The sequence below is a fragment of the Paenibacillus lycopersici genome (genome assembly GCF_010119935.1).
Classification (GTDB): Bacteria; Bacillota; Bacilli; order Paenibacillales; family Paenibacillaceae; genus Paenibacillus_Z; species Paenibacillus_Z lycopersici.
Genome location: NZ_CP048209.1, coordinates 304,550 through 329,318 on the forward strand (window position 1 = coordinate 304,550; position 24,769 = coordinate 329,318).

26 protein-coding genes are annotated in these 24,769 nt (G+C 58.5%); 16 read left to right on the forward strand and 10 right to left on the reverse strand.

The window, feature by feature from the left end:
- Window positions 1-128: 128 nt before the first annotated feature.
- Window positions 129-383, reverse strand: a complete 255-nt coding sequence (locus GXP70_RS01390; RefSeq protein ID WP_162354829.1) for a hypothetical protein — start codon at window positions 381-383, stop codon at window positions 129-131.
- A gap of 259 nt (window positions 384-642) precedes the next feature.
- Here GXP70_RS01390 and GXP70_RS01395 point away from each other — a divergent pair, with 259 nt between their 5' ends.
- The 3 genes from GXP70_RS01395 to GXP70_RS01405 all read left to right on the forward strand — a co-directional run bounded on the left by GXP70_RS01395 (window position 643) and on the right by GXP70_RS01405 (window position 2,544).
- Window positions 643-1,113 carry a flavodoxin gene (locus GXP70_RS01395; protein ID WP_162354830.1) on the forward strand — a complete coding sequence of 157 codons (471 nt, stop codon included), beginning with the start codon at window positions 643-645 and terminating at the stop codon, window positions 1,111-1,113.
- A gap of 294 nt (window positions 1,114-1,407) precedes the next feature.
- A complete protein-coding gene (locus tag GXP70_RS01400; RefSeq protein WP_162354831.1) occupies window positions 1,408-2,136 on the forward strand; it encodes an SDR family NAD(P)-dependent oxidoreductase in 729 nt (242 codons plus the stop codon).
- 72 nt (window positions 2,137-2,208) lie between these two features.
- On the forward strand, window positions 2,209-2,544 hold the full coding sequence (locus GXP70_RS01405) for a MerR family transcriptional regulator (RefSeq protein ID WP_263864078.1): 336 nt from the start codon (window positions 2,209-2,211) through the stop codon (window positions 2,542-2,544).
- A gap of 187 nt (window positions 2,545-2,731) precedes the next feature.
- On the opposite strand, the gene GXP70_RS01410 is transcribed toward GXP70_RS01405, so the two are convergent.
- The 3 genes from GXP70_RS01410 to GXP70_RS01420 form a co-directional block, all read right to left on the reverse strand.
- Entirely contained in the window at window positions 2,732-4,453 is a 1,722-nt protein-coding gene (locus GXP70_RS01410) for an ABC transporter ATP-binding protein (RefSeq protein ID WP_162354833.1), read from the reverse strand.
- Window positions 4,454-4,527: 74 nt separating this feature from the next.
- The gene (locus tag GXP70_RS01415; protein ID WP_225442623.1) at window positions 4,528-5,616 is read right to left on the reverse strand and encodes an ABC transporter substrate-binding protein; all 1,089 of its coding nucleotides are present in this window, start codon (window positions 5,614-5,616) and stop codon (window positions 4,528-4,530) included.
- A gap of 99 nt (window positions 5,617-5,715) precedes the next feature.
- Window positions 5,716-7,329, reverse strand: a complete 1,614-nt coding sequence (locus GXP70_RS01420; RefSeq protein WP_162354834.1) for a helix-turn-helix domain-containing protein — start codon at window positions 7,327-7,329, stop codon at window positions 5,716-5,718.
- A gap of 299 nt (window positions 7,330-7,628) precedes the next feature.
- Between GXP70_RS01420 and GXP70_RS01425 the strand changes: the two genes are divergently transcribed.
- The 6 genes from GXP70_RS01425 to GXP70_RS01450 all read left to right on the forward strand — a co-directional run bounded on the left by GXP70_RS01425 (window position 7,629) and on the right by GXP70_RS01450 (window position 11,767).
- The gene (locus GXP70_RS01425) at window positions 7,629-8,231 is read left to right on the forward strand and encodes a hypothetical protein (RefSeq protein ID WP_162354835.1); all 603 of its coding nucleotides are present in this window, start codon (window positions 7,629-7,631) and stop codon (window positions 8,229-8,231) included.
- A 105-nt stretch (window positions 8,232-8,336) separates the two neighbouring features.
- Window positions 8,337-8,561 carry a hypothetical protein gene (locus GXP70_RS01430; RefSeq protein ID WP_162354836.1) on the forward strand — a complete coding sequence of 75 codons (225 nt, stop codon included), beginning with the start codon at window positions 8,337-8,339 and terminating at the stop codon, window positions 8,559-8,561.
- 166 nt (window positions 8,562-8,727) lie between these two features.
- A complete protein-coding gene (locus tag GXP70_RS01435) occupies window positions 8,728-9,030 on the forward strand; it encodes a hypothetical protein (protein WP_162354837.1) in 303 nt (100 codons plus the stop codon).
- 250 nt (window positions 9,031-9,280) lie between these two features.
- Window positions 9,281-9,697 carry a VOC family protein gene (locus GXP70_RS01440; RefSeq protein WP_162354838.1) on the forward strand — a complete coding sequence of 139 codons (417 nt, stop codon included), beginning with the start codon at window positions 9,281-9,283 and terminating at the stop codon, window positions 9,695-9,697.
- Between the two features lie 274 nt (window positions 9,698-9,971).
- Window positions 9,972-10,754 carry an RNA polymerase sigma factor gene (locus GXP70_RS01445; protein WP_162354839.1) on the forward strand — a complete coding sequence of 261 codons (783 nt, stop codon included), beginning with the start codon at window positions 9,972-9,974 and terminating at the stop codon, window positions 10,752-10,754.
- Window positions 10,754-11,767: a hypothetical protein gene (locus GXP70_RS01450; RefSeq protein ID WP_162354840.1), complete on the forward strand. Its 1,014-nt coding sequence runs from the start codon at window positions 10,754-10,756 to the stop codon at window positions 11,765-11,767. Before GXP70_RS01445 ends, GXP70_RS01450 begins: the two co-directional genes overlap by 1 nt.
- Window positions 11,768-11,895: 128 nt before the next feature.
- Here the strand turns inward: GXP70_RS01450 and GXP70_RS01455 are convergent, their stop codons facing one another.
- Window positions 11,896-12,714, reverse strand: coding sequence for a VOC family protein (locus GXP70_RS01455; RefSeq protein ID WP_162354841.1), 819 nt, complete (start codon window positions 12,712-12,714; stop codon window positions 11,896-11,898).
- Window positions 12,715-12,770: 56 nt separating this feature from the next.
- Window positions 12,771-13,550, reverse strand: coding sequence for a MerR family transcriptional regulator (locus tag GXP70_RS01460; RefSeq protein ID WP_162354842.1), 780 nt, complete (start codon window positions 13,548-13,550; stop codon window positions 12,771-12,773).
- A gap of 201 nt (window positions 13,551-13,751) precedes the next feature.
- Here GXP70_RS01460 and GXP70_RS01465 point away from each other — a divergent pair, with 201 nt between their 5' ends.
- A complete protein-coding gene (locus GXP70_RS01465) occupies window positions 13,752-14,828 on the forward strand; it encodes a hypothetical protein (RefSeq protein ID WP_162354843.1) in 1,077 nt (358 codons plus the stop codon).
- Between the two features lie 49 nt (window positions 14,829-14,877).
- Window positions 14,878-15,192 carry a TFIIB-type zinc ribbon-containing protein gene (locus GXP70_RS01470; RefSeq protein ID WP_162354844.1) on the forward strand — a complete coding sequence of 105 codons (315 nt, stop codon included), beginning with the start codon at window positions 14,878-14,880 and terminating at the stop codon, window positions 15,190-15,192.
- An 89-nt stretch (window positions 15,193-15,281) separates the two neighbouring features.
- On the opposite strand, the gene GXP70_RS01475 is transcribed toward GXP70_RS01470, so the two are convergent.
- Window positions 15,282-15,962 carry an LrgB family protein gene (locus GXP70_RS01475; protein ID WP_162354845.1) on the reverse strand — a complete coding sequence of 227 codons (681 nt, stop codon included), beginning with the start codon at window positions 15,960-15,962 and terminating at the stop codon, window positions 15,282-15,284.
- Entirely contained in the window at window positions 15,956-16,330 is a 375-nt protein-coding gene (locus GXP70_RS01480) for a CidA/LrgA family protein (protein ID WP_162354846.1), read from the reverse strand. The genes GXP70_RS01475 and GXP70_RS01480 overlap by 7 nt, the downstream gene beginning before the upstream one ends.
- Window positions 16,331-16,500: 170 nt before the next feature.
- Here GXP70_RS01480 and GXP70_RS01485 point away from each other — a divergent pair, with 170 nt between their 5' ends.
- The 5 genes from GXP70_RS01485 (at window position 16,501) to GXP70_RS01505 (ending at window position 21,801) form a co-directional block, all read left to right on the forward strand.
- Window positions 16,501-17,412, forward strand: coding sequence for a LysR family transcriptional regulator (locus GXP70_RS01485; protein WP_162354847.1), 912 nt, complete (start codon window positions 16,501-16,503; stop codon window positions 17,410-17,412).
- Between the two features lie 85 nt (window positions 17,413-17,497).
- On the forward strand, window positions 17,498-18,001 hold the full coding sequence (locus tag GXP70_RS01490) for a VOC family protein (RefSeq protein WP_225442624.1): 504 nt from the start codon (window positions 17,498-17,500) through the stop codon (window positions 17,999-18,001).
- 240 nt (window positions 18,002-18,241) lie between these two features.
- The gene (locus GXP70_RS01495) at window positions 18,242-18,730 is read left to right on the forward strand and encodes a DUF2798 domain-containing protein (protein WP_162354849.1); all 489 of its coding nucleotides are present in this window, start codon (window positions 18,242-18,244) and stop codon (window positions 18,728-18,730) included.
- A 218-nt stretch (window positions 18,731-18,948) separates the two neighbouring features.
- A complete protein-coding gene (locus GXP70_RS01500) occupies window positions 18,949-19,917 on the forward strand; it encodes a phosphotransferase family protein (RefSeq protein WP_162354850.1) in 969 nt (322 codons plus the stop codon).
- 81 nt (window positions 19,918-19,998) lie between these two features.
- Window positions 19,999-21,801, forward strand: a complete 1,803-nt coding sequence (locus GXP70_RS01505) for an MBL fold metallo-hydrolase (RefSeq protein WP_162354851.1) — start codon at window positions 19,999-20,001, stop codon at window positions 21,799-21,801.
- Between the two features lie 248 nt (window positions 21,802-22,049).
- Here GXP70_RS01505 and gdhA read toward each other — a convergent pair whose 3' ends face one another.
- Both gdhA and GXP70_RS01515 read right to left on the reverse strand, forming a co-directional pair.
- The gene (gdhA, locus tag GXP70_RS01510; protein WP_225442625.1) at window positions 22,050-23,426 is read right to left on the reverse strand and encodes an NADP-specific glutamate dehydrogenase; all 1,377 of its coding nucleotides are present in this window, start codon (window positions 23,424-23,426) and stop codon (window positions 22,050-22,052) included.
- A 188-nt stretch (window positions 23,427-23,614) separates the two neighbouring features.
- Window positions 23,615-24,601 (reverse strand): diaminopimelate dehydrogenase, encoded by a 987-nt coding sequence (locus GXP70_RS01515; RefSeq protein ID WP_162354853.1) that lies wholly within the window; start codon window positions 24,599-24,601, stop codon window positions 23,615-23,617.
- Window positions 24,602-24,769: the final 168 nt, after the last annotated feature.

Below are 24,769 nucleotides of genomic sequence, written 5' to 3' on the forward strand. Positions count from 1 at the left end.
CAAATGGTATTGCGAGCGTTAGTTCAACAAAGAGAGCAGCGGAGACGTTAACGTCCGCTGCTCCTTTCGTTATGAGCCGAGTCAACGTGAAGATAGGGAGATGGCTAATACCGTATATAACGGAGCGATCAGCGTCCCATGACGCTGACGATTTCATCCAGCAGCTTCGGATCGTTCGGTACGTCGACGGTCCGGCCCTTGTAGTCCGTATACGTATGAGTGGAACTGGACGGCTCCGCCGCCGTCCCTTCGTTTGCCGAAGCAGCGGAGTCGGTTCCCGCAGACGATGCGTTGGTATCCGAGGGCTTATGCGTTTGTCCGCATGCCGATGCCAGCAGGGCCAGCAGCACGAGTGCAAGCACGAGCGGAATGGATTTGTTCATGATGACGCTCCTGTTCTTGAATCGTTATTAATAATGATAATCATTATCAATTAATGATTATAGGGGATACGGCTTCGCTCGGCAAGCAGAAAATGACATTATGCTGCGGCGCTGGTAAATTAATTTTCACTGCATGTGTAGTAATTGACAATGATAATCATTATCAATTATACTGTGAGTGCAATCGAGACAGCAGGTCTAATCAACAAGAGCCCGAACCATCGTCTTTTCACGCGATTAGGAGAGGAGCGTTATCAACGTGGCGAAAATCGTTATGATTTACGCAAGCATGACGGGAAACACCGAAGAAATGGCAGAGGCCGTTGCGCAAGGGATACGTTCGGCCGGCGGCGAGCTGGACGTCAAAATGGTAATGGATGCTCAAGTCTCCGATCTGCTCGGCTGCGACGGCATCGTGCTTGGCGCTTATACCTGGGGAGACGGAGAGCTGCCGGATGAATTCCTCGATTTCTATGCGGACATGAACGGGGTGGATCTGTCCGGCACGAAATCTGCAGTATTCGGTTCCTGCGATTCAAACTACTTGGAGTACGGCGTCGCCGTCGATATTCTGATTCGCAAATTGTCCGAGCGGGGATCCGATGTCGTTCTGGAGGGGCTGAAAGTGGAATTATCGCCGAACGCGGAAGAGAAAACCGTCTGCAGAAGCTTCGGCGAACAGTTGGTGCAGGCTATTGCGAAGGAGAGTTCAAATGGGACTGCTGTATAGCATTTATCAATCATTGAATGAAAATAACGACCGGCTGGCGGAGGAGGATCCCTCCATGACAGCCTCGCTGCAGGAGCCGCATATTTCCTTGATTTCGCTATTAATCAACCCGATTCGAGACGAGCGTACGGAGAGATTAGCGAACAAACCTTTCTCCAAATAATCTTTCCCGTCCTGTTCATTCATCGCTTGACTTGGTGTTCGCACCAAGTTGTAACATGAGCCTTGCGATGAACAAGAGCGTATTGATACCCGTCATTGCGCTCCACAATGGGGAAGGATAGGTGAGAGTGAATGCCTGTACACGCGAGTAAGGTAGCCTTGATTACTGGAGGCAACAGAGGGCTTGGCTACGAAACGGCCCGTCAATTGGGAGGTCTGGGCTATACCGTTCTGATTGGAGCGAGAAGCAAGGAGAAGGGGACGCAAGCGGCAGCGGCGCTGCAGGCGCTGAATATGGATGCGCATTTTATCGAGCTGGACGTCACCGTTCAGGCAACCATCGATGCAGCCGCCCGGACAATCGCAACGAACTATGGCAAACTGGACGTGCTGATTAACAACGCGGGCATTGGCGACCGGCATCCATTCGCGGACTTAAGCTTGGCTGATCTGCAGCAATCCTTCGCTGCGAACTTTTTTGGCGCATTTGCCGTCAGCCAGGCGATGCTTCCTCTCCTCGAAAGTTCGGATGCCCCGCGAATTGTCAATCTCTCCAGCTCCATCGGTTCGATCGCGCTGCATAGCGACCCGGACAGCGGCGTCTACCCGCTCAAGGCACTGGCTTATAGCAGCTCCAAAGCCGCGCTGAATCAGCTCACCACCCATCTTGCTTTTACGTTGAAGCATACGCCTGCTAAAGTGAATTCCGTTTGCCCTGGCTTCGTCGCGACCGATTTCAATAATGGTTACGGCGATCTGACGCCGGAACAAGGTTCCCGGATCATTGTCCGCTATGCTACACTTGCGGAGGACGGATCGACAGGCGGCTTCTTCAACGAGCAAGGCGCTATCCCTTGGTGAGGTTATTTCGTTTGGGTAGGGTGGTAATGAATGAGCGGTGACGCCACGTTTTCAATTAAGGAAACGGCCAGAATGACCGGATTGACCGAGGATGCTCTCCGCTATTACGAGAAGATCGGACTGCTTCCACGGGCGAAGAGGCGGGAGAACGGCCGGCGAATGTATCGCGAGGAAGACCTGCAATTGATGGAGCTCATCATTTGCTTGAAGAAGATGGGGGTTCCGCTCAAGGATATCAAAGCGTTTGCTTCGCTCTCTTACGCGGAAGATATCGTGTCCACGCCCGAAGTATACGAGAAAGTGCTGGCGTACAGGACAAAGCTCCAAAGTCAGATAGATCAGCTGCAGAAAGTGTTGAACGTGCTCGATTACAAAATCGCGAATAAGCAGAGCCTTCTCAAGCATTAGTACCATGAACGTGCAGCCTCAGCCACCTACAATGCGTAGGGTGCTGCCTCGCTTCACTTGGCCTTTCGCCGGCGTCATGCCGCGTCCCTTGCAAAAAGAGCCTTGAACCCGCCTTACGGCGGATTCAAGGCTCTTGCGATTACTGCCAGCCTGTCATTCATCCCCGGCCGGCAGCCTCGTGCCCTTGCTATTCAACACCTTCATACTGCGCCTGATGCAGCCGGCTGTACACGCCTCCCGCCGCAATCAGCTCGCGGTGCATGCCTTCTTCGGCAATGCCCTGCTCGTTCACGACCACGATCCGGTCGGCCTTCTTGATCGTCGCCAGCCGGTGGGCGATAATCAGCGTCGTACGGCCTTGGGACAGCTCCGCGAGCGACTGCTGAATCGCCTGCTCGGTCTCCGTATCGAGCGCGGACGTGGCTTCGTCCAGGATGAGAATCGGCGGGTTCTTCAGGAACATCCGCGCGATCGCCATGCGCTGCTTCTGTCCGCCGGAGAGCTTCACGCCGCGTTCGCCGACGACCGTATCCATGCCTTCCGGCTGCGAGCGGATGAAGTCGTCCAGCCTGGCGCGCCGCGCCGCTTCCCAGATCGCCGTCTCGTCGGCGTCCAAGTCCCCATAGGCGATATTCTCGCGAATCGTGCCCGCGAACAGGAACACATCCTGCTGCACGATGCCGATCTGCCTGCGCAGCGACTCCAGCTTCATCCGCCGGATGTCGATGCCATCGATCAAGATGGCGCCATCCTGCACGTCATAGAAGCGCGGCAGCATGCTGCACAGCGTTGTTTTCCCCGCGCCGGACGGTCCCACGAACGCGATGGTCTCGCCTGCGCGAATCGACAGGTTAATCCCGTTCAGCACCTTGGCTTCGTTCTCGTAGCCGAAGGAGACGTCCTCGTAGCGGATGTCCCCGCGCAGCCGTCCGATCTCGATCGCATCCGGCTGGTCGGCGATGTCCGGCTCGGTCTCCAACAGATCCAGGTAGCTCTTGAACCCGGCCATTCCCTTCGGATAGCTTTCGATGACGGCGTTGATCTTGTTGATCGGACTGAGGAAGACGTTCGACAGCAGCAGGAAGCCGACGAAATCGCCGCTTGTCATCTCGCCCTGAATGACCAGCCAAGTCCCGCAAATAAGCACGAACAGGATGACGAAGCGCATCAGCAGGTAGCTGGTCGAGATGTTTTTGGCCTGGATTTTGTACGATTCGAATTTGGTCTGCCGGTAAGCCTCGTTGTTAACCTCGAACTTCGCGTTCTCGTACCGTTCGTTCGTGAACGCCTGCACGACGCGAATGCCGCCGATGCTGTCTTCTACGCGCGCGTTGAATTCGCCGATGTCCTTGAACATTCGCTGGAAGGAGCGGATCATCTTCTTGTTGAAGTACAGCGACAAGTAGATCAGCCCGGGAATGACAATAACCGACAGCACGGCCAGCTTCCAGTTGATTGCAAGCATGAGCGAGAACGCCCCGACCAGCGTCATGACGGCAATGAACAGATCCTCGGGACCGTGATGCGCCATCTCCCCGATATCCATCAGATTGTTCGTCATGCGCGCCATGAGATGCCCGGTTTTGTTATTGTCGAAGAAACGGAACGACAGCTTCTGCACATGGTTGAACAGCTTGCGCCGCATGTCCGTCTCGATGTTGATGCCAAGCTGATGGCCCCAGTAGGTGACGATATATTGGAGTACGCTGTTGAAGCCGTACATGGCCAGCAAGCCGATGCACGCCCAGAAGATGAATGACCAGTCCCCGCCGGGAAGCAGGTCGTCCACGAATTTGTTCACGACCAGCGGAAGCCCGAGCTCCAGCAGCCCGGAGAACACGGCGCAGCAGAAATCCACCAGGAACAGCGTTCGATAGGGTCTATAATAAGCGAAAAACTTGCGTACCATGCGGTCATTCTCCTTCCTGCCGTCGAGAGGCCCCGCCCCTTCGCGGGTACGGGGCCTCTCGGTAGGCTATTCGCTTATTTCGCGCCGGTCACCGCCGCTTTGACGTCATCGATGACGTAGCCATTGGCGATAGGGCCGGACGACATCCAGGTTCTGGCCGATACTTTGAACACGTGATTGTTCTTGACGGCAGGCAGCGCCTTCCATACGCTCAGCTTCTCGACTTCCGTGGAAGCCGCCATTTCCTTCTGGAACTCGTCCTCGGAGCTGATGGAGCCGCCGTAGATGGCGAATACATAGTCGGCCGTAATCGAAGGGAGCTTCTCAAGCGACGTATTGATGCCCCAATCGTCCTCCGATTCCTTCTGGAACTCGTCGATGCTCGCATCCGGCTTCAAGCCCAGATCGTTATAGAGGAGCGGCTCGAAGCTCGGGAAGAACACTTGCAGGTCCTTATCCGACGGACGAAGGAAGACCACGGAGTTGCGGTCGCCGGCTGCGGCCGCGATCGCGTCCTTCGCTTGCTTGAGCTTGTCGTCGTAAGCCGCAATCGTTTCTTGCGCCTTGTCCGCCAGCCCGAGAACATCGCCGATCGCGACGATGTTCGCCTTCCAGTCGGCCGGCGTGTAAGCAATCGTCGGCGCGATTTTGCTCAATTCCTTGTAGCCCGCTTCATCCGTGAAATACCCCTGCAGGATGATCAGATCGGGGTGAGCCGCCAGAATCTTCTCCAGGTTCGGTTTCGTGTCCGGGCTGTCGGACAGCGTAACGTTCGTCGCTTTAAGCCGGTCGTACAAGTAGTAGCCTTCGAAGCCGTACGCATACACGAGCGGAACGCCGAGCGACAGTGCGATGTCTTCGAGACCGATAACGGCAACGCGCTGCGGATGCGCGGGCACTTCCGTCTCGCCGTAGTAGTGCTTAACGGTCTTCGTCGCCGCTTCTTCAGCCGGCGGGGGCCCGCTTGAGCCGGCGTTCGCGGGCGCAGGCGTGGATTCGCCGGCGTTCGCTCCGCCCGCATTGCTGTTGCTGTTGTTATTTCCGCATGCGCTGGCGAGCAGCGCGACCAGCACGACGACGATCAGTGCCGCAATGCCGCGCAGCGGCATACGGGTGTTAACGCCGCTTCGGCGCGTGCCAGCGGCTCTCTCTGTTTGAAACAAGGTGATCCCTCCAAATTGATATTGAGAATCATTATCACTTAATTAGTATAAGAAGCTTTCGCCTCCATTGGAATACGATATGATGCCGTGTTTGCCGATCTAGAGCGCACGAAATGACATGACAAGCTCCTGCAGCAGCTGCCCCTGCCGGTTTGCCGTATATTCCAGAATCGGTTCCTGCAGCCAGTTCCAGTCTGGACCGAGGCAGACATTGCGCTCGCGCACGGCCTTCAGCGCTTCCCATTCCTGCGTACGCTGCAGCCGGTTCCACTCCGCCTGCGACTGGCGGTCCTTCATGACCGTCACCAACAGCGCGTCGGCATCGAACGCCTGCAGCTGCGCCGCCGTTACGAATTCGGTGGACTCGATTCGCTCGACGCCCGGCGCATGCGGAATACCCAGGTCGTCGTACAGCACCGTTCCCGCGCGCTTGCCCCATACCTGCATGCCCCGGGCGCATACGTTCAGGATGAGCAGCGGTCCCCGGCGCAACGACAGGGGGACAAGCTCCCGAGCCTCGGCCGCCTGCTCCTCGTAACGGGCGAGCCAGTGCGCTCCTTCCGTCTCCCGTTCCATGAACCGGGCCACTTGAGTGAGATGGGCCTTCCAGCTGTCCCCGTGCCAGCGCAGGAACAGCGTCGGCGCGATCGCGGTCAGCTTCGCCTTCTCCTCCGGCACGATCATTTCGTCGAGCGCGACGATGCGGTCCGGCCGCACGCGCAGCAGCGCCTTCCAGTTGAACTCGTAGTCGTGGCTGAGCGGCACCTTGACGTCGAACCGATACTTGCGGCGATAGTCGTCCGACCAATTCTGGTCGATCGGCGCGGCATGCGGAATGATGCCCAATGTCAGCAGCTGGCCGATATTCGGCCAGCTATAGGCGGCTACCCGGCATTCCCGGCTCGCCAGATAGCGGCGCGGCGAGAGGCCGACTTGCTTCTTGAACTGGCTGCTGAAATAGAGCGGGTCCTTGTAGCCGACCGCTTCCGCTACCCGCCGCAGCGGCATGCCCGTCTCCAGAAGCTGCTTCGCTTCGTTCGTCCGCAGCTCGGCCAGGAACTCCATCACGCTCTGGCCGAATCGCTCCTTGAAGGAGCGCATGAAGTGATAGCGGCTCATGCCCGCTGCGCCCGCCAGATCATCAACGGTCATCGCTTCGCGGTAATGCCGCCGAAGATAGCCGTGCGCACGCTCAAGCGCCTCGCCTTGATCCCCTTGCTTCTTGAGCAGGACATGCAGCAGCTCCAGGAATCCGGCTTGTCCGGCCAGCTTGTCGACGGGATCGGCCGCGCGCCAGCCTTCGGCCGTCTGCTCGCACAGCGCCGGCACGCGTGCATCCCCCGGCACGCCGCACTTCCGGCGCTCCGCCAGCCACGCCCCGGCAGCCCGTACGTCCTCATCGGAACCGACGACGTCGAAGAGGAAGCGGTATTGCAAGGCGCCGTCGATCTCGTAATGCGTCTCCACCCGCTGCCCCGGGACCGCGATGAAGGCCGCTCCCGGCTGCAGCGGATACAGCACGCCGTCGATCACGATCTGGCCGCGGGATTCCCCGGCCACGAACAGCATATAAGAAGGCGCGTTCGGATAGATGATCCGGCTTGCCTTGCGTTCTTGCTCGCGAATGCCCTCCTGCAATAGAAACCAGGCGTTCCCGGGCGATGCTTCGTCCGCCCCCTTCGCCCCGATTGCTTTCATGTCATGTAACGCCATGCGGGTACCCCTCTCATTACCTTCTGCTTTGATCCTAATTGATTATTATTCTCAGTGTCAATGAACAGATACAAGCAGCCGAGAAAGGGTACATAGAAGTCGTTATCGAAATAGACATAGAAGGCTCCCACTCCAGGCGGGGGCATGCCGTAATGCCGGGATGCAGATGACATCGTTCAAGCGTTCATGAGGCTTCCCGGCCGATTGAAGGGAGCGCTTGCCGAGCGAGCGTCCGTCAACGAATCAGCTATCCGACAAGCCCGGCGAGGGCACAGGAATGGCGGGAGGAGGTAGAGAGCATGAGCAAGAACGGCGTGATCGCGTGTTGCCTTTTTCTATCGCTTATTGTAAACGCCTATTTGGCGAAGGCGTATTTCGATGGCCGCTCGAACCGGGTCGCGCTTGAAAAAGGCATCCTGATGAACGAGTTCATCGACAGGGAGAAGAAGCTGGGCAATTTCAGAGCCCTCGTCGTTCAATTGGCGGCCAAGAGCGATAAGCTTGCTCCTGTTAGCCAAGAACAATTGAGCGCGTATCGGCTATTGGCGTCGCCCGGAGATTCGACCATCATGAGTCCCACCTACGAATTCCGGGCGAAATACGAGCCGTATGACGATGATCTCGCATTCTTGCAGCAATTCGACAGCGAGTACAAGGGCGTCGTAGACGGCTTCATAACGAAGCTGCCGTTCATGAATAAGGAACAACTGGCGGCAGCCGCCAAACATATGGATGCAATCTGCGATTTATACATGGATCAGGCATTGCGGGATTGGATGATCAGAAGGAATGGGAGTAAGGTACACATTCGATTCAATCCGCCGCAAGCCGTTCTTAACCAAGTGATCCAGGAGCTCCGATCGATCCGCGAAGAGCTTGAAGCCGTTCAACAGGCCGCGTAGCGAAATATGGTAAACTAACAAAACCATAATATGTGCTGCATACTGTCGCTTGGTTGGTCGCGGTCATCGCCGTTTATAAGGATGATGAAAGGAGGGGAGAACGAGATGAGCTTAACCCCGCTGCAGCAATCCGTATTATCGGCATTGACTGCCGAATGGCAGACACCGGTGCAGATTGCCGAACGGCTTCCCGATGCTTCGGTGAATCCGACTGACGTCAATCAGGCGCTAAAAGACCTTCTGCGCGAAGGACTTGCGCAGGCTAATCCCGTTGTTCTTGGTCTGTATCGATTAGCCATACGCGGCACAGACAAGGGAACGGAAGAGTAAGCGATATTTCTTGGTACAAGGCCAACATGGAATCAACATGCCGCACGAGCGCTCGACTATGCTGGATAAGTCTGTAAAGCGCGCCCGGACCTTCCGATAATAGAGATGAGTGACGGAATGATACATAGGGTTCGTCGACATCGAGGAATGGAAGGAGAGGGTAAGCATGCACTACCAGGTTTGCCAGCAAGTCAAGATCGTGGATATGGACGAGGAAATCATCTCGGAAGTGGTATTCGAGCATGGGGAATACGAGACGGCAGCGCTGTCGATCGGCTCCTCCGTCGTGATTCATCAATTGGGGTTGAAGGAGTTCGACGTTGTCTACGACAAAAGAGAGGGCAAGATCGCCCGATTCAAAGTCGTCGATATCGAGATCGACCTGATCACGCAGCCGGTGGTCACGCGCGTGTATCTGGAACCGACGAAACTGATCGTCGGCCAGCATGATATCGGGGAGTTTGCTTGATCCACGAGTGAAGCAAAACCGAATATCCGCGTTCAATCGCGGATGCGGGGGGTCTGCGACTGGTGCCGGGGGGGCGGCTGCCGCAGACCGCTTCGGCGTTCCCGCGAACGGCGCGCCAACAAGGGACGAGGAATGCGGCTGGCGCCGGAGAGGATATTTATGGTCGGGGTAGAACTTATTTGGGTGAAGGGATTCTTGCCTTCATTAGATGGGTTAGCATCACTCATCCCTTGAAACGGAGCTGATTCCATTGGTTGAACGCGCACGAATTAAGCACGCGCTGCAGGTCAGGCTGGTTTCCGATTACGAACGGGCACAAGCTTATTACTCGAACGTGCTGGGATTTACCGTCGACGAATGGGGACATACGGAACGCGAAGGCGTAGGATTCATCCTGCAGCAAGCGGCGAATGCGGAAGACGTCCGCCCGAACGCGCATCCGTCGCCGCGCCACTATCCGCACGGCTGGACCGGCCCGCCATCGGGCTGGGATACCTACGCTTACTCGGATTCGAACGGCGTCCAAGCGCTGTATGACGAGTTCAAAGCAAGCGGCGCCATCATCGCCTACGAACCGGTCATCGAGGACATGGGGAGCATGAAGTGGAAAGAGTTTGCGGTGAAGGACCCGGACGGATACGTACTTGTATTCGGCGGCGGCGACTGACGATGAACATCGAAGCTGAGGCAATCTGAGGCGATCTAAGGCGACCTAAGGCGATAGGGTCTCCTGCGAGGGCCTGTCCGATCGCGAGAGGGAAGACTGAACCGGGAGACCGCGCCGGACGCGGGCATAGGGGCTGCGACAAGCCGGGAGCAAGCGGCCTGTTGCGGCCCTCTTTGCGTTCTCTGCTTCGATAGCCAATGCAAATAAGCCACCGTCCGGTTAGAAATGCCGACGCCCCGGCATCTACAATAATGTGGACAAAGGAGGGAATCAGTTGCAAGCGGACAACCAGCCTCAGCGCGACCAGGAGCTCGTGGCCAGGGCAAGGGAAGGCGATCCGGACGCCTTCGGCGAGCTGGTGCGCCGGCATCGGGCAAGGGCGGTCGGCGTGGCGCGGACACTGACGCAGGATACGCATTTGGCCGAAGATATCGTGCAGGAGGCGCTGGTGAAAGCATTCCTCAAGCTGGGCTCGCTCGTGGATGAACGGCGGTTCGCCCCTTGGCTGTCGCGGATCGTGCGCAACGAGGCCTATATGAAGCTGCGCCGGGGCGGGCCCCATGGCAAGGAGCGGCCGTTCACGGCCTGGGCGGGGTCCGCCGCGCGCGGGACGGTGCCCGCTCGGGCGAGCGATGCCGCGGCAGTCCGCTCCGCACGAGGGGAAGCGGAGCAGCGCACGATCGACGACGTGCTGTTTCGTCTCGGCCAAAGCGCGCTCGAGTCGGCGCGGCAGGCAACCGACCCGACGCAGGCTCTGCTGCGCAAGGAGCTGGTCGACGGCATACGGAGTCTGCTGCGCTGCCTGACGCGCCGCGAGAAGGACGTCTTCGAGCGGTTCTTCCTGGATCAGCTCCCGCCCCAGGACATCGCGGCCCTTCTCCATACCTCGGTGGCCAGCATCTACAACAGCCTATCCCGTGCCCGGACGAAGATGCAGCACGAGCGAATCCGCGTCCACGTCAGCATGTACATTGAGCAGCGAAGGGCACTCGGCAAGCCGAAGCGGAAGCTTCTGGCTCCCCCGGGTATTCGAATCGCATGGAAGGGTGATGAATAGTGGCAGGAAGTCCAAGACACGATTTCACATGGAGCCGCAACACCGATACGGAGAGCATTTACAGTCTGGTGCGGTACACCGGCAATAAGGGGTTATCCCACACCGATATTATGGGTCTGACCGCGCATGCGTTCCGCATCATCATCGATCGCGAGGAAGTCGAGGTAGGCAGCTACTCCTTCTTCGACTGGCAGCTGCGGCATGCGGAAGCGCTGCGCAATCTGGGGTATGCCGTCCGGACGACAGGCAGGCAGAATCATGTCTCGCCGACGCCCGAGGAGCTCGAGACGGCGCTGGAGATGATCCACGCCAGCCTGGACGCGGGGGTTCCGGCATTAAGCTGGGATCTGTTCATCCCGGAGTGGGGCGTCATCTACGGGTACGACGACGAGGCCCGCATGCTGCAATGCCGCGATGTCCGCAGGGACGGCGAGCTGCCCTACGAGAAGCTGGGCCGCGGCGAGGTGACGGAGCTGTATGTGCTGACGATTACGGACACGAAGTCCGTCGATCGCCGCACGATGCTCAAGGGCGCGCTGAAGCTTGCGCTCGAGCATGCGCATGTCCAGCAGTTCCGCGAGGAGGAGAGCGCGGGACACAGCAACGGGCTGGCCGCGTTCGACGCCTGGATACACGCCTTCGAGCGGAGAACCGCCAATCCGTTCGGCAATGCCGTCAATACGGGCAAGGTCTGCGATGCGCGCGAGTTCGCCGTGCAGTTCCTCCGGGAGCTGGCGGACAATGGGACGGAGCTGGAGCCGGAGCAGGGGCAAGGGCAAGGGCAGGATGATGAGTCGCTGCGTCACTTGGCCCGCCAAGCGGCGGAGCGGTATGCCGTGGTCGCGGGCAGCCTGTCGGCCATGCGCGAGATGTTCCCGTTCCCGCACGGCGGCGAGCCGGGCAGCGAGGCGGAGGCAAGCCGGGCGATCGCGCTGCTGCAGGAAGCGAAGGCAGCGGAGACGGAGGGCGTCGCGCTGCTTGCCCGAATGCTGGAGCTGCTGGAACGGGAATGAAGGCGCAGGCTCGCTAGCAAGCGATTAATCCGATAAGGCACCTCGCAGCAGAAGGAACGCCAAGGTTAGCAAGGCCGGCGCTCCATACCGGGAGCGCTGGCCTTTTATGGCATGCATGGTTAGCGGGGTTAACAGTCCTCGTAACTCCACACATTGATCTGGTTGCCGTAGAGGTCATAGGTATGGAAGAGCACCAAGTATTTCGGGTTGCCCGCGACGTCCGTGACGTCAAGGCCCTGCTCCTTCAGCCGATTGTGCGACGCGTAGAAGTCGGCCTTCTTGCGAATGACCCAGTACGGCCTCGCGGCGACGGTCAGCTTGTCTGACTGAGCATCCGAATCCGGCGGCAGCGTCTCGAGGAAGACCGGGCAGCCCTCGCGGCAGATGACCATGGCGGCCGACTCGCCGTCCTCGCTTAGCTGCTCTACTTTAGCGCCAAGGTTGGCCTCGTACCATCGGATGGCTTCCTGCAAGTTCCCGACGCCGAAGCGCGGGAGGGCCTGGAAAGCGAAGCGTGCATGGGGGGCCTTGGCGAGAAAATCTTCCGTGCCGGGTTCCGGCTCGATCGCGGTCAGCCGGTTGCCGATCGGGTCATAGAAGTCGAATCGGCGGCCGAATCCCGAGCTGTCGATGTCCGTCGTTTCGATATTGTGGGCGCGCATATAGGCATGAGCCGCCTCCAGGTCGGGCGCCGTGAAGCAGAAGCGAACGTTGCCGTTCCGCCCCCAATCGACCGCATAATGCGGATGGTCGTGTTCGACGGATTTCACGTGAATGGCCCCGATTGCCGGGAATTTGAGCGTGGCCATGCGCTCGACCGGATGATCCTCCTGGTACGTAACCTCTAGATCGAGATGAGTCCGATACCACGTTACCAGTTCCTTGAATCGCTCCCAGGGAGCAATGATGAAGCCCCCGTCAAAATCATCCAACTGCAATGCAACCATACCGACGATACCTCCACTAGGCTTGAAATGGGATTTCTTAGCTGCAGTATAAACCTTCAAGTTGCTTGAAGGTCAAGCGGAAAACGCGACTGCGATACGGGAATCATCAGCTCGTACGTCGGCAATTGCGGGAAATGCCGTTCCAGCCGCCTGCCCGAAGGTTCGAAGCCGAATCGCGCCAGATAGCGGATCGTTCGCATGCAGACATGCATGTCGTCCCAGGCGCAATCGACGGTCACGAACAAGGTGGGCGGGATGACTTCGATCCACGAACCGGGAGGGAGCTGCGGGTGGCCGGCCGATTTGACCGGGAAGCCGACCTCGAGCCGGATGGCATGCCGGAGAGACTCGGCGACCCGGATGACGCTGGCGCCTTGAGGTTGAACCTTACAGGCGCGAAGCCCGGCGGACGCCTGCTCCAGCGCCTCCGAGTAGGAGCGCACCGGCTTGTCCAACAGGAACGGCTGCCATAGAACGGAGACGGGTTCCTCCCAGCGGGCCAAGTGCAGACTGCCGATGCTCGGATGAATGCCGTTCAAGTACGAGGCCGCGATCTGAACGGACAGCATTCGCGCTTCCGTGTCCCTGCGCCACTGCTTGAGCAAGACGGCCCGGCTCGCTTCGTCGGCATGCAGGAACCGGCCGATCTCGTGCAAGCCGATACCGGATTGGCGGAGACTGTTGATCATCTTGGCCTGGCTGATTTGGCTGGCCGCGTAACGGCGATAACCGTTGTCCAGCCGTTCGGCAGGGACGAGGAGCCCCTTGGACTCGTAGAATCGAAGGGCGCTCGGGTTCAACCCCGTGCATGCCGCAAAATCGGCGATACTGAGCATATGCGATCCGCCTACTTTTTGCCCCCTACTATATCACTATCGGGGGCCTGCCGCTATCCCTTTCTGCGCGTCTCCCTGCCGCGACCGTTCTATGAAATTATTACGGTATGACAAATAATGTCAGAGCGGCTATGCTATGATTAAACTGCTTTCAACCGCAACACAACAATAGGATAGGATGCCAACAGTGGAGGGGTGCTCGTGCAAGAGGGTAAAGCGGTTCAATCTGATTCGATCGTGAAGCTGGACCACTACGCGTTCAGCGGTTTGGATGCCTCGCTGGTCGGGGCGATGAAATCCGTTGCCGACTATTATCGTCTGCCCGTAACCGCAGCGCGGATCTATGGCATGACGGGCCTCGCCTTTCTGCATGTGCTGAACGCGAATATGGACGAACCGAACGGGGGGCCGCCGGAGCCGGAGGTGTTTCGCCTTGCCCGCCATATCGGCGTGGACGTCGCAGGGCTTCACGCGTATGCCGAAGGCGAGGCTTTCCGCCGATTGCAAGCCGAGGCATGGACGCAGGCGAAACGGGCGATCGGCGCGGGACAGCCGGTCTTCGCCAAGAATATCGACATCGGCAACCAAACGTCGATCGTCTATGCGCATGACGACCGCGGTTATTGCACGTACACATGGCATACGGGGTACGAGCACAGCGAGGACGTCATCCCATGGGATCGGCTGGGCTTAAGCCTATGCCCGTGCGTCCATTGCGTAACCGATCGGCGATCGTCCGGAACGGATGCGGATCGCGCAAGCGGGCTGGTTTCTCTCCATTGGGCCAAGCCGATCCAAGCGGCGGACGAGACGGCATCGCTGACGGAAGCGCTCGCGTTCGTCATTCGGTTGAACGACGGCGGGTCGTATGAATCGTTCGGCCAAACGTATTTCGTTGGCGCCCGGGCATACGCGCATTGGCTGGCGGCGCTGGAGAGCGGCCGGCTGGACAAGTATTATTTCAGCCTCTTCGTCGAAATCCTCAGTGAAGCCAGGAGTCATGCCGTGCTGTTCTTGACCGAGATGAAAGGCAAGCGAGCCGGCGCGCAGCAGGAGCCGCTGGATGATCTCGTTCGCGTATATAGCGAGATTTCGGAGAAGTTCAACGTATTGAAGCATGCTTACCCGTACACGGAACCGCGGGAATTTGAAGTTCGGCATCATGAGCAATGCGCGGGCAGGCTGAGAGAGATCATGGAGCTGGAGGCGGCAGCCTTGCGAATGCTGAGAGAATGGCACGCCTTGCTGCGGCGAAGCGTGGAACCGCGCGCCGATTGATCCGTATGAAGGAGAGTAAACGAGACGGATGAGGGAGGTGCAGGCCCGCATGAATTGTCCGGTGTGCGAAGCGACCCGCATGAGGGAAGTGGAGAAGGACGGCATTCTCATCGATATATGCCCGACCTGCAAAGGGGTATGGCTGGATCGCGGAGAGTTGGATAAGCTGATGCAAGGCGTGCAGGAGGCTCGTCAGGATTACAATCAGTGGTACTACAGCGACGACGACGATGATCGGAAGCGCCGGTACCCGTCGCGGCAGCCGCATTACGACGACAAGCAAGCCGGCCGCGGCCATTACCCGCATAAGAAGAAAAAGAAAAGCGTCATGGACGTCTTCGGCGATTTGTTCGGCGGGGATTGAGGGCGGTTAAGGACAGATGGAAGCCTGGGCTGCGCGCCGAGGCTTCTTGCTCATGCTGCTGCTTTCATTTCCCTTGCCGTACATGCAAGTCATGGCAGCAGCGCGAGCAGCCATGGCGTCGCGAGCAGGGTGACGAACGCGGTAAGAATCATGGCGATGCATGCCACCGAGCCGGATACGGCATCGTATTCAAGCGCCTTGCTGATGCCTGCCGAGTGGGCGCTCGTCCCGAACAGGATACCGCGCGCCACGGGGTTCTCGATGCGGAATCGCCGGACGACAAGCGGCCCGAAGACGAGCCCGAGGATGCCCGTGACCAGGGTGGCGACGGCCGTGATGGTCGGCACGCCGCCGGTCGAACCGGCGACGGCGATCGCGATCGGCGTCGTCGCGGAGCGGGGGGCGAGACTGTCGATAAGGCTCGGCTTCAGCCCGAGCAGCCAGGCGAGGCCCGCCGACGAGACGATCGCGGCGATCGCTCCCGTGCCTGCGCCCGCCAAAATGGCGAACGCGTTGCGTTTCAGCGCGCCGAAGTGCCGGTACAGCGTCACGGCCAGCGCGATGGTGGCCGGCTCGACCATGTCGCTCAGCCAGCCGGCCCCCCGGTCGTAATCGTCGAACCGGACGCCGGACGATTCAAGGACGGCGATGACGACCGCGGGGGTTATGATGAGCGGGGTCAAGTAGATTTTCGGATAAAGGCGGTATAAACGCTTGGCTCCCCGATACACCATATAGGTGAACAGAAGCCAACAGACGGCGCTTAACATTCCGCGTTCCCCCTCTGCCGGGCGGCCTTCTCGCCGATCCAGCCGGCGCAGGCCATGACGGCGAGCGTGCTGACCAGAATGACCGCCGCAATGCGGAGTCCGCTGTGGACGACGAGCGATTTGTACTTCACGACGCCGACCGTCGCCGGAATGAAGAACAGCAGCATCTCCGCCGTCAGCCAATCGGCCCCGCGGTCGATCCAGTGCAGCTTGACGATCTTCAGCTTCAGCAGCGCGAACAGCAGCAGAATACCCGCGATTGCACCCGGCACCGGAAGCCGCAGCCAATGAACCAGCGCGTCGGACAGGCGGGCGAGCGCGATGAACAGCACGACCTGCGCCAGCGTTAGCAGCCATTTTCGAACCATTGCATACCTTCCCCTTGCTTGTTTGCCATTATGCCGAGAACCGCTGAACGGCGCGAACCCGGTGCTTATCGCTTATGAAGGACAGTATACGCTTTGGCTATCTATGCGTAAAATGAATATATTGAATTGTTTACATTCATAATCGGAATACATAGAAGGGAGGTGCAGCCGTGGATATCCGTCATCTGCAATGCATCACCGAGATCGTACGCCGGCGCAGCTTCACCAAGGCCGCCGAGGCGCTTCACCTCACGCAGCCGTCCGTCAGCAAAATCGTCAAAGCGCTGGAGGAGGAGCTGCGCGTCGAGCTCTTCGTCAGGGACGGCAAGCAGGTCAAGCTGACGGACGCGGGCGATACGATCTACCGCCATGCCGGCCCGATTCTCCAGCTGTTCGACGGGCTCGTCACCGAGCTCAACGAACTGGTTTATCTGGATAAGGGCACCGTTCGCATCGGGATGCCTCCGATGGCGGGGGCGCGATTCTTCCCGGCCGTCATTAAGCGGTTCCAGGAGCGTTATCCCGGCATCGCGTTTCGCCTTGTGGAGGAAGGGGCCAAGAAGATCGAGGAAAGCCTCGCGGACGGCTCGCTGGAAGCGGGCGTCGTCCTGCTTCCCGTCGATGCCGCCATGTTCGAGACGTATCCGATCGTGGACGACCGGATGAACGTGCTCGTGGCGCCTTCGCATCCGCTTGCCGGCAGGCCGGCGGTCGAGCTCGCGGAGCTTGCGGGCGAATCGTTCATTCTGTTCAACGACAATTTCGCGCTGCATGACCGAATCATCGGCGAATGCCGGAACGCGGGCTTCGAGCCGCGCGTCTCCTATGAGAGCTCGCAATGGGACTTCATCGGGGAACTCGTCGGCGCGGGGCTCGGCGTCGCCATGCTTCCCGACACGATGTGCCGGCGGCTCGGCCCGGACCTGGCGCGGGCGATCCCGCTCACCCGGCCGGTGATTCCATGGCGCCTTGCGATGGCTTGGCGGAAGGACGGGTACCTGTCCATGGCGACGAGGGAGTGGATCCGGTTCACGCGCGAACTGTTCGCGGACGGCGCCGGCTCCGGGACGGCAAATCGGTAAGCGGCAAATTGATAAAAAAGGACACAAAGCATTTGGGAATATCCGGTATAATGAAGCTAGACTCGAGGGCGATAGGAGGATACTCGTGGCTGGACATGCGAACAGGTCGAATCGGCATGATCGCCGCTTCGTGAAGGATTCCGAAGGGTATAGACCGCTATTGGTTCCGCAAGCATTCAAAGTGCTGAACGGCAAACTTGATTCTGTCGGGGAGGACGATGCAATGAGCGATCAGACGAGCATTCGAACGCCGATTAAACCGATTATTCCCGCCGTGTTCGTAAGCGTTACGGATGTGAAGGCATCCACCGCATGGTACTGCCGCCTGTTAGGCCTGCCGGTCCCGGATACCGTCCGCACGGATATCCATATCTTCAGCTTGCAGGATCGGCAATGCTCGAATCTGTTCCTGCGCCGCGCGGATAAGGCCGAACCGACGTCTCAGCCGCTCTTCAGCCTGACGTCCCCGGATATCGAAGCAACGCAGCGCTTCCTTGCACAGCTCAACGTCGAGGTCGTGTACCGCGACGAAGAAGTGATCTGGTTCCGGGATCCCGACGGGAACGTGCTGATGGCCTGCGCCATATGAGCGCCGAACGCAAGGCGTAATGCGCCGGGGATCAAGACCAATGCACACACCGCTAAGCAACCATGCGGCTTGGCGGTGTGTTTGGCATGCCCGCCGTCGAGCGGGCGGGCAAGTGCGCAGGAGAGCGAACGGGATGGGCATGCATGCGCGTTCATCGATAAAATTGTCACTGGAACTTTGAAAAGGAGTACGTTATAGTGATCTGATCATACGTTCCATGAATCGAGGGGGGTACACACCATGAGGATCCATGCCAAGCACCGCCAGCTTGCCTTTATTCTCGTCATGACCGTCACGTTGACGTTTATTATGTCCGGCATTATGACCTACGTGCTCGAGGGCGGCTTCATTTCGCATTTCGCGCGCGCATGGATGAAGGATTGGGGCGTTGCTTTCGTCGTCGCGCTGGCGCTGAATGTCGTGCTTCCGGCCAGAGTAAGGCGGTTCGCAAGCCGTTTGGCCCGCTCCAAGCTGGCGTCGCTCGTTGCCTATGTCTTCACCATGTCGCTGATCATGACCTTCATTCTCTCGTTCGTCATGACCGCCGTTGCCATGGGCGGCTTCGGCGCAGGCTTCGCCGGCCATTGGATGACCGCATGGCCCGTCGCCTTCTGCGTCGTCTTCGTCTTGAACTTCTTCCTGCCGCAAGGCATTGGCCGCCTCGTCGGCATGCTCGTCGCGAAGCCGGCGGATATGCCGGCTAGCGGCTCCGCGGCTGCGAACGGATAATCCGAATCCGCGGATCGTTGCAGTGGCGTTATTAGTATTAGCAAGAACCCTTCCGAACACTCGGGAGGGTTATTTGCGTGCGCGGAGGGATCGCAATTCGGATAAGATTTCGCACAGGTTGGAAGGAAAATTCAGGGTTTTGCGAAATAGTTAAAGAGGCGGCCGCGGAGCAGTTCCGATGCGCCGCTGCAGGCTATAAGCCAAGGAGGAAGCCAGGAGTGAGCGATACGGTCAGGCTGTTCGACTTTCAAGCGTTAACCGAAGACACCGTGAGACGGCTGTTTGCCTCGTTGGACCGGCAAGCGCGCATTGTACGAATCGCTCCGCTGACGAAGGGCATGAGCACGAGCAATTACGCCGTTCAGACAGACGGCGGCGCGAAGTACGTCCTGCGGATTTACCCCGCCAATAACGATCACGGCCGACTGGAAGCGGCGGCTTACGACTATGCGAAGGCGTGGCTGCGCGTTCCGCGGATCTATCGCTTCGACGACAGCAAACGAATGATTCCGTATTCCTACCTCATCATGGAGTATATCGAGGGATCGACGCTGGGCGATTTCGTTGCCGGGAACGGCAGATTTCCCGACCGCCTCGCGCATCGGATCGGCCGTTCGCTCGCGCTGCTGCATCGTACGGAATATCCGGATACGGGCTTGCTTGACGAGCAATTGCAATTGACGCGGTTGTTCGAGCCGTTCGCGAACCAGTACCGCACCTTGCTGGACGGCTTTGCCGGCACGCATATTCAGCCTTCGACGAGAGAGGCATGCTTCGCGTTCCTGGACGATCATGCCGCGATGGCGGAGCGAATCGCCGCCAAGCATGTGCTGTCGCACGGCGATTTTATTTTCTCCAATATTATCGTTACGCCTTCCATGGAGCCCTGCTTTATCGATTATGAATATTGTTTCTCGGCGCCGGTCTTCTACGATATCGGCAAGTTCTTCCGAACGAGAACGAAGGTCGAGCGCTATATTGGCGAGGATACAATCGCCGCCTTCTATGAAGGCTACAGCAGCGAGGCGAAGGAGCCTTTGCCTGAAGCTTGGTACGCGCTATCCAGGCTGGCCGACGTATCGACCATGCTTCATCTGATCAACAAACCGCAAATTCCGGACGGGTGGGGCGGCGCGCTCGACGAGGAGATCGTGAAGACGCTGCGTATGCTGCAATCTGACGGCTAACGGCAGCCGGGCGATGAACGGCCCGATCGACTAACCGACTATATGACCGATCGACTAAACGACGTTCAGGGGGAATAAACGATGTTGAAGCAAATTTCCGCGCATGTCTATCAGCTGGAGGACATATGCCATGTGTATGTGTTGAAGACTGGCGGCAAGGCCGTGCTGATCGATTTCGGATCGGGCGCGGTGCTCGATGAATTGGCGTCGATCGGCGTCGACAACGTGACGGACGTGCTGATGACGCACCATCACCGGGACCAGGGTCAAGGCTTGGGCCTTGCGATCGCGGCCGGGGCGCGCGTCTGGGTTCCCCACCACGAGCAGGATTTGTCCGCGCAGGTCGATCTTCACTGGCATGGACGGGGCATCTATAACAATTATAATGTACGCCAGGACAAGTTCTCTCTGCTCGAACCGATCCCGATCGCCGGCACGCTGAAGGACCACTCGCGCCACGTCTTCGGCGGATATGCGTTCGACGTCGTTCCGACGCCGGGCCATACGACGGGCTCGATTACGCTCGAGACGGAGCTGGACGGCAAGCGTATCGCCTTCACGGGCGATCTGATCGCCGGTCCCGGCAAGGTTTGGTCCATGTCCGCGACGCAATGGTCGTATAACGGCTGCGAGGGCGTTATCCATTCGATCGTCTCGCTGTCGGCGCTGCGCGGCAAGGGGCTCGACATGCTGCTCCCGTCCCATGGCGCCATCATGCCGGAGCCGTATTCCGCCATCGATCCGTTGATCGAACGGATGGAGGAGCTGCTGCGCGTCCGCGGCCAATATAGCGAGCTCGAGCGGTACCGGGAGCCGGAGTTCCGGGAAATTACGCCGCATCTGCTGTGGAACGCGCGCAGCTTCGCCAATTCCTACGTGCTCCTCTCGGACAGCGGCAAAGCGCTCTTGATCGATTACGGCTATACCGGCCTCTTAAGCATCTTCAATGCGGGGGCGGACCGGGCCTCGCGCCGGCCCTCGCTGCTCCCGATCGCTTACCTGAAAGAGCGCTACGGCGTGGACAAGATCGACGTAGTCATTCCGACGCATTACCATGACGATCATATCGCCGGGTTTAACCTGCTCCGCGACGTGGAAGGCACGGAGACGTGGGTCGCCGACAATTTCGCCGACATCTTCGAAACCCCTTCGCGCTTTGACGTGCCGTGCATCTGGTACGACCCGATTCCGGTAGATCGCAGATTGCCGCTCGATCAGCCGATCGTATGGGAGGAGTACGAGCTCCGTCTGCATGAGCAGCCGGGCCATACGCTGTACGCGGTCGCGATTTCGTTCGAGGCCGACGGCAAACGCGTGCTCGCGATCGGGGATCAGCAGGGCGACAACGCGGATTTGAATAACTACGTATATATGAACCGGTTTCGTTCGGGCGATTATGTACGGAGCGCGGAGCTGTATGCCAAGCTTAAGCCGGATGTCTTGATTTCCGGTCATTGGGATCCGCTGTGGGTGGAAGAGGGGTATATCGAGCAGTTGAGAACGAACGGAGAACGGCTGGAACGCGTGCATCAAGAACTGCTGCCGCTCGATACGTTCGATCTGGGAGCCGAAGGGGCCGGCGCCTGGATCAGGCCGTACCAGATCGAAGCGCGCGGCGGGGAGACGGTCGAGATCGCGGTGGAGGTACGCAATCCGTTCCCGCGCCGGGAGCCGGCGACCGTGCAGCTCATCGTGCCGGCGGACTGGCAGCTGGACATGGAGGCGCTGCAGCAAGAGATCGAGCCGCATGAGACGGCGACGGTGCGTTTCGCGCTGACGGCGCCGGCAGGCATCCGCGTGAAACGGGCTCGGATCGCCGCCGATATTGCGATCGGCGAGCGAAGACTGGGCCAGCAGGCCGAAGCGCTGGTGACCATTCTCTAGCCGGATGAATCGCTTTAGCCAGCAAGAGCCTCATTCATTGCAAGAGCCTCATTCATTGCAAGGACCCCACTCATTGCAAGGACCCCACTCATTGCAAAGAACCTCATCCATTGCAGGAATCACATTAGCAGCGTGGAAATCGTGACATGAACTTCATTCGTCCCTCTCTTCGCATTCATCGCATGCCTCAAAAAAAGACCGCTTCCCGGAAAATCGGGAAGCGGTCTTTCTAATTGCCGAATGTATATTTATACAACGCCGTGGGCCAACATCGCGTCAGCCACTTTGATGAAACCGGCGATGTTCGCGCCTACGACCAGGTTGCCTGCATGGCCGAATTCTTCGGCTGCTTGCACGCTTTGGTTGTAGATGTTCTTCATGATGTCATGCAGCTTCTTGTCCACTTCTTCGAAGGACCAGTGCAGGCGCATGCTGTTTTGTGCCATCTCCAGCGCGGATACCGCAACGCCGCCGGCATTGGCCGCTTTCGCCGGTCCGAACAGCACGCCGTTGTCCAGGAACACTTCGATCGCATCCAGCGTGGATGGCATGTTCGCACCCTCGCCGATCGCTTTCACGCCGTTGGATACGAGCAGTTTCGCCGCGTCCGCGTCGATTTCGTTCTGCGTTGCGCATGGCAGGGCGATATCGCAAGGAATCGTCCAGATGCCTTCGCAGCCCGGCGTGTATACCGCATGCGGGTGCTCGTTCACGTATTCGCTGATCCGTTTGCGGTTCACTTCTTTCAGCTGCTTCACGGTCTCCAGGTTGATGCCCTGCGGATCGTAGATGTAGCCGTTGGAGTCGCTGCACGCTACGACTTTAGCGCCGAGCTGCTGCGCTTTCTCGATCGCGTAGATGGAGACGTTGCCGGAACCCGATACGACGACGGTGCTGTCTTGGTACGACAGGCCTTTGCTTTCCAGCATTTCGTTTACGAAGTACACGCAGCCGTAGCCGGTTGCTTCCGTACGCGCTAGGCTGCCGCCGTAGCCGACGCCTTTGCCCGTCAGAACGCCGGCCGGGTTGCCGCCGCGGATGCGCTTGTATTGTCCGAACATATAGCCGATCTCGCGTCCGCCTACGCCGATGTCGCCCGCAGGAACGTCCACTTCAGGACCGATGTACTTGAAGAGCTCCGTCATGAAGCTTTGCGTGAAGCGCATGACTTCGTTATCCGACTTGCCTTTCGGATCGAAGTCCGAGCCGCCTTTGCCGCCGCCGATCGGTTGGCCGGTCAAGCTGTTTTTGAAAATTTGCTCGAATCCGAGGAATTTGATGATGCTGGCATTTACGGAAGGGTGGAAACGGAGGCCGCCTTTGTAAGGGCCGAGGGAACTGTTGAATTGAACGCGGAAGCCGCGGTTTACTTGCACGTTGCCGTTGTCGTCTACCCAAGGGACGCGGAAGTACACGACGCGTTCCGGCTCTACGATACGCTCCAGGATGTTGTTCTTGCGATACTCCGGACGTTTGGCGATGACAGGAATAAGGGATTCCAGGATTTCGAAGACGGCTTGATGAAATTCCGGCTCATGATGATTGCGTTTCACGACTGCGTCGTACACGGCATGAACATACTCGGTTGCGGCTGCCAATTGTGTTTCGGAAATGACGGTGGTCAATATAAACAACGCTCCTTTGTGGTGTGGGTTTGCATTTTTCTCAACATTCTTTGTATTTTTAAACATTGTAATCAAGAGAGAACGAGAATACCAATCAATATATTTTTTCAGGGATAATAAAATACATTTATCCTAACAAAAAGAAAAACTTGCCATTAATGAATGGCAAGTTCGTCTGAAATATGCTATTAGAGCAGCTCGCGGCGAAGCTGATCAGCCGATTTCGGCGACAAATAGCCGATCGGAAGATCGAAGATCGTCTTGGCGCCCTTCTGGCCTTCTTGGCTCAGGCGGTGTCCGGCTCTAGCGCATGCAACCAGCACGCTTGCGGTGAATTCCGGGTTGCTCTCGAGCGTCAAGCCGAATTCGATGATTTGCTTCGTGCTTTCGCCGGTAACGCCGCTGCGGATGACGAAGCCGCCGTGCGGCATGCCTTGGTGCTCGGCTTTCAGCTGTTCTTCGGTAATGAACGTTACCGTCGTATCGTAATCGGAGAAATAGTTCGGCATGTTGACGATCGTTGCCGTGATCGCTTCTTGGTCCGCGCCGTCCTCGGCTACGACGAAGCATTCGCGGAGATGCTTCTCGCGCGTCGCCAGTTCAGGCGTCTCGCCGGAACGGATGCGGTTAATGACGTCTTGCACCGGCACGGTGTATTGCACGCCGGCTTTAACGCCGGGCACGCGGCGAATCGCGTCCGAGTGGCCTTGGCTGACGCCTTTGCCCCAGAACGTATAGTCTTTGCCTTCCGGCAGAATGGCTTCGGCCAGCAGGCGGTTAAGCGAGAACAGGCCCGGATCCCAACCGGTGGAGATGATGCTGAGCGTGCCGGCTTCCTGCGCCGCCGCATTGACGGCTTCGTAGAATTCCGGAATTTTCGCATGCGTATCGAAGCTGTCGACCGTGTTGAACAAGCGGGCCATCGGAGGCGTTTGTTCCGGAAGGTCCGTCGCGGAGCCGCCGCACAGGATCATCACGTCAATGACGCCCTTGAATTGCTCGGCCGCCGAAATATGTTCGAAGCGGGCGCCGGATGCGCTGCTCATTTGATCCGGTTGTCTGCGGGTGAAGATGGCTGTCAGTTCCATGTCCGGATTCTGGGCGATGGCTTTCTCGACGCCTCTGCCGAGGTTTCCGTATCCTACAATGCCGATTTTGATCGTCTTCTGTTGCACGTTGAAATTCCTCCTAGGATTTGGGTTTGTCCAGTATTCAGTATGCGCGGAAAATCTCTATTCAGTATACAGAGGTATGATATCCGGTGTAAACTAGCCAATTTTGCGTTGGCCGTCTCTTTTTGGCGGCATGCGGACCGCTTGGTCACAAACGGGCCGTTTCGACGA

Bases quoted from the DNA above. Each gene is read 5' to 3' on its own strand.
- GXP70_RS01420 (WP_162354834.1), bottom strand. From the start codon at position 7,329: ATGGCGTTACATGACATGAAAGCAATCGGGGCGAAGGGGGCGGACGAA.
- GXP70_RS01505 (WP_162354851.1), top strand. From the start codon at position 19,999: ATGTTGAAGCAAATTTCCGCGCATGTCTATCAGCTGGAGGACATATGC.
- GXP70_RS01495 (WP_162354849.1), top strand. From the start codon at position 18,242: ATGAGGATCCATGCCAAGCACCGCCAGCTTGCCTTTATTCTCGTCATG.
- GXP70_RS01475 (WP_162354845.1), bottom strand. From the start codon at position 15,962: ATGTTAAGCGCCGTCTGTTGGCTTCTGTTCACCTATATGGTGTATCGG.
- GXP70_RS01470 (WP_162354844.1), top strand. From the start codon at position 14,878: ATGAATTGTCCGGTGTGCGAAGCGACCCGCATGAGGGAAGTGGAGAAG.
- GXP70_RS01390 (WP_162354829.1), bottom strand. From the start codon at position 383: ATGAACAAATCCATTCCGCTCGTGCTTGCACTCGTGCTGCTGGCCCTG.
- GXP70_RS01425 (WP_162354835.1), top strand. From the start codon at position 7,629: ATGAGCAAGAACGGCGTGATCGCGTGTTGCCTTTTTCTATCGCTTATT.
- GXP70_RS01455 (WP_162354841.1), bottom strand. From the start codon at position 12,714: ATGGTTGCATTGCAGTTGGATGATTTTGACGGGGGCTTCATCATTGCT.
- GXP70_RS01480 (WP_162354846.1), bottom strand. From the start codon at position 16,330: ATGGTTCGAAAATGGCTGCTAACGCTGGCGCAGGTCGTGCTGTTCATC.
- GXP70_RS01460 (WP_162354842.1), bottom strand. From the start codon at position 13,550: ATGCTCAGTATCGCCGATTTTGCGGCATGCACGGGGTTGAACCCGAGC.
- GXP70_RS01430 (WP_162354836.1), top strand. From the start codon at position 8,337: ATGAGCTTAACCCCGCTGCAGCAATCCGTATTATCGGCATTGACTGCC.
- GXP70_RS01400 (WP_162354831.1), top strand. From the start codon at position 1,408: ATGCCTGTACACGCGAGTAAGGTAGCCTTGATTACTGGAGGCAACAGA.
- GXP70_RS01435 (WP_162354837.1), top strand. From the start codon at position 8,728: ATGCACTACCAGGTTTGCCAGCAAGTCAAGATCGTGGATATGGACGAG.
- GXP70_RS01410 (WP_162354833.1), bottom strand. From the start codon at position 4,453: ATGGTACGCAAGTTTTTCGCTTATTATAGACCCTATCGAACGCTGTTC.
- GXP70_RS01405 (WP_263864078.1), top strand. From the start codon at position 2,209: ATGACCGGATTGACCGAGGATGCTCTCCGCTATTACGAGAAGATCGGA.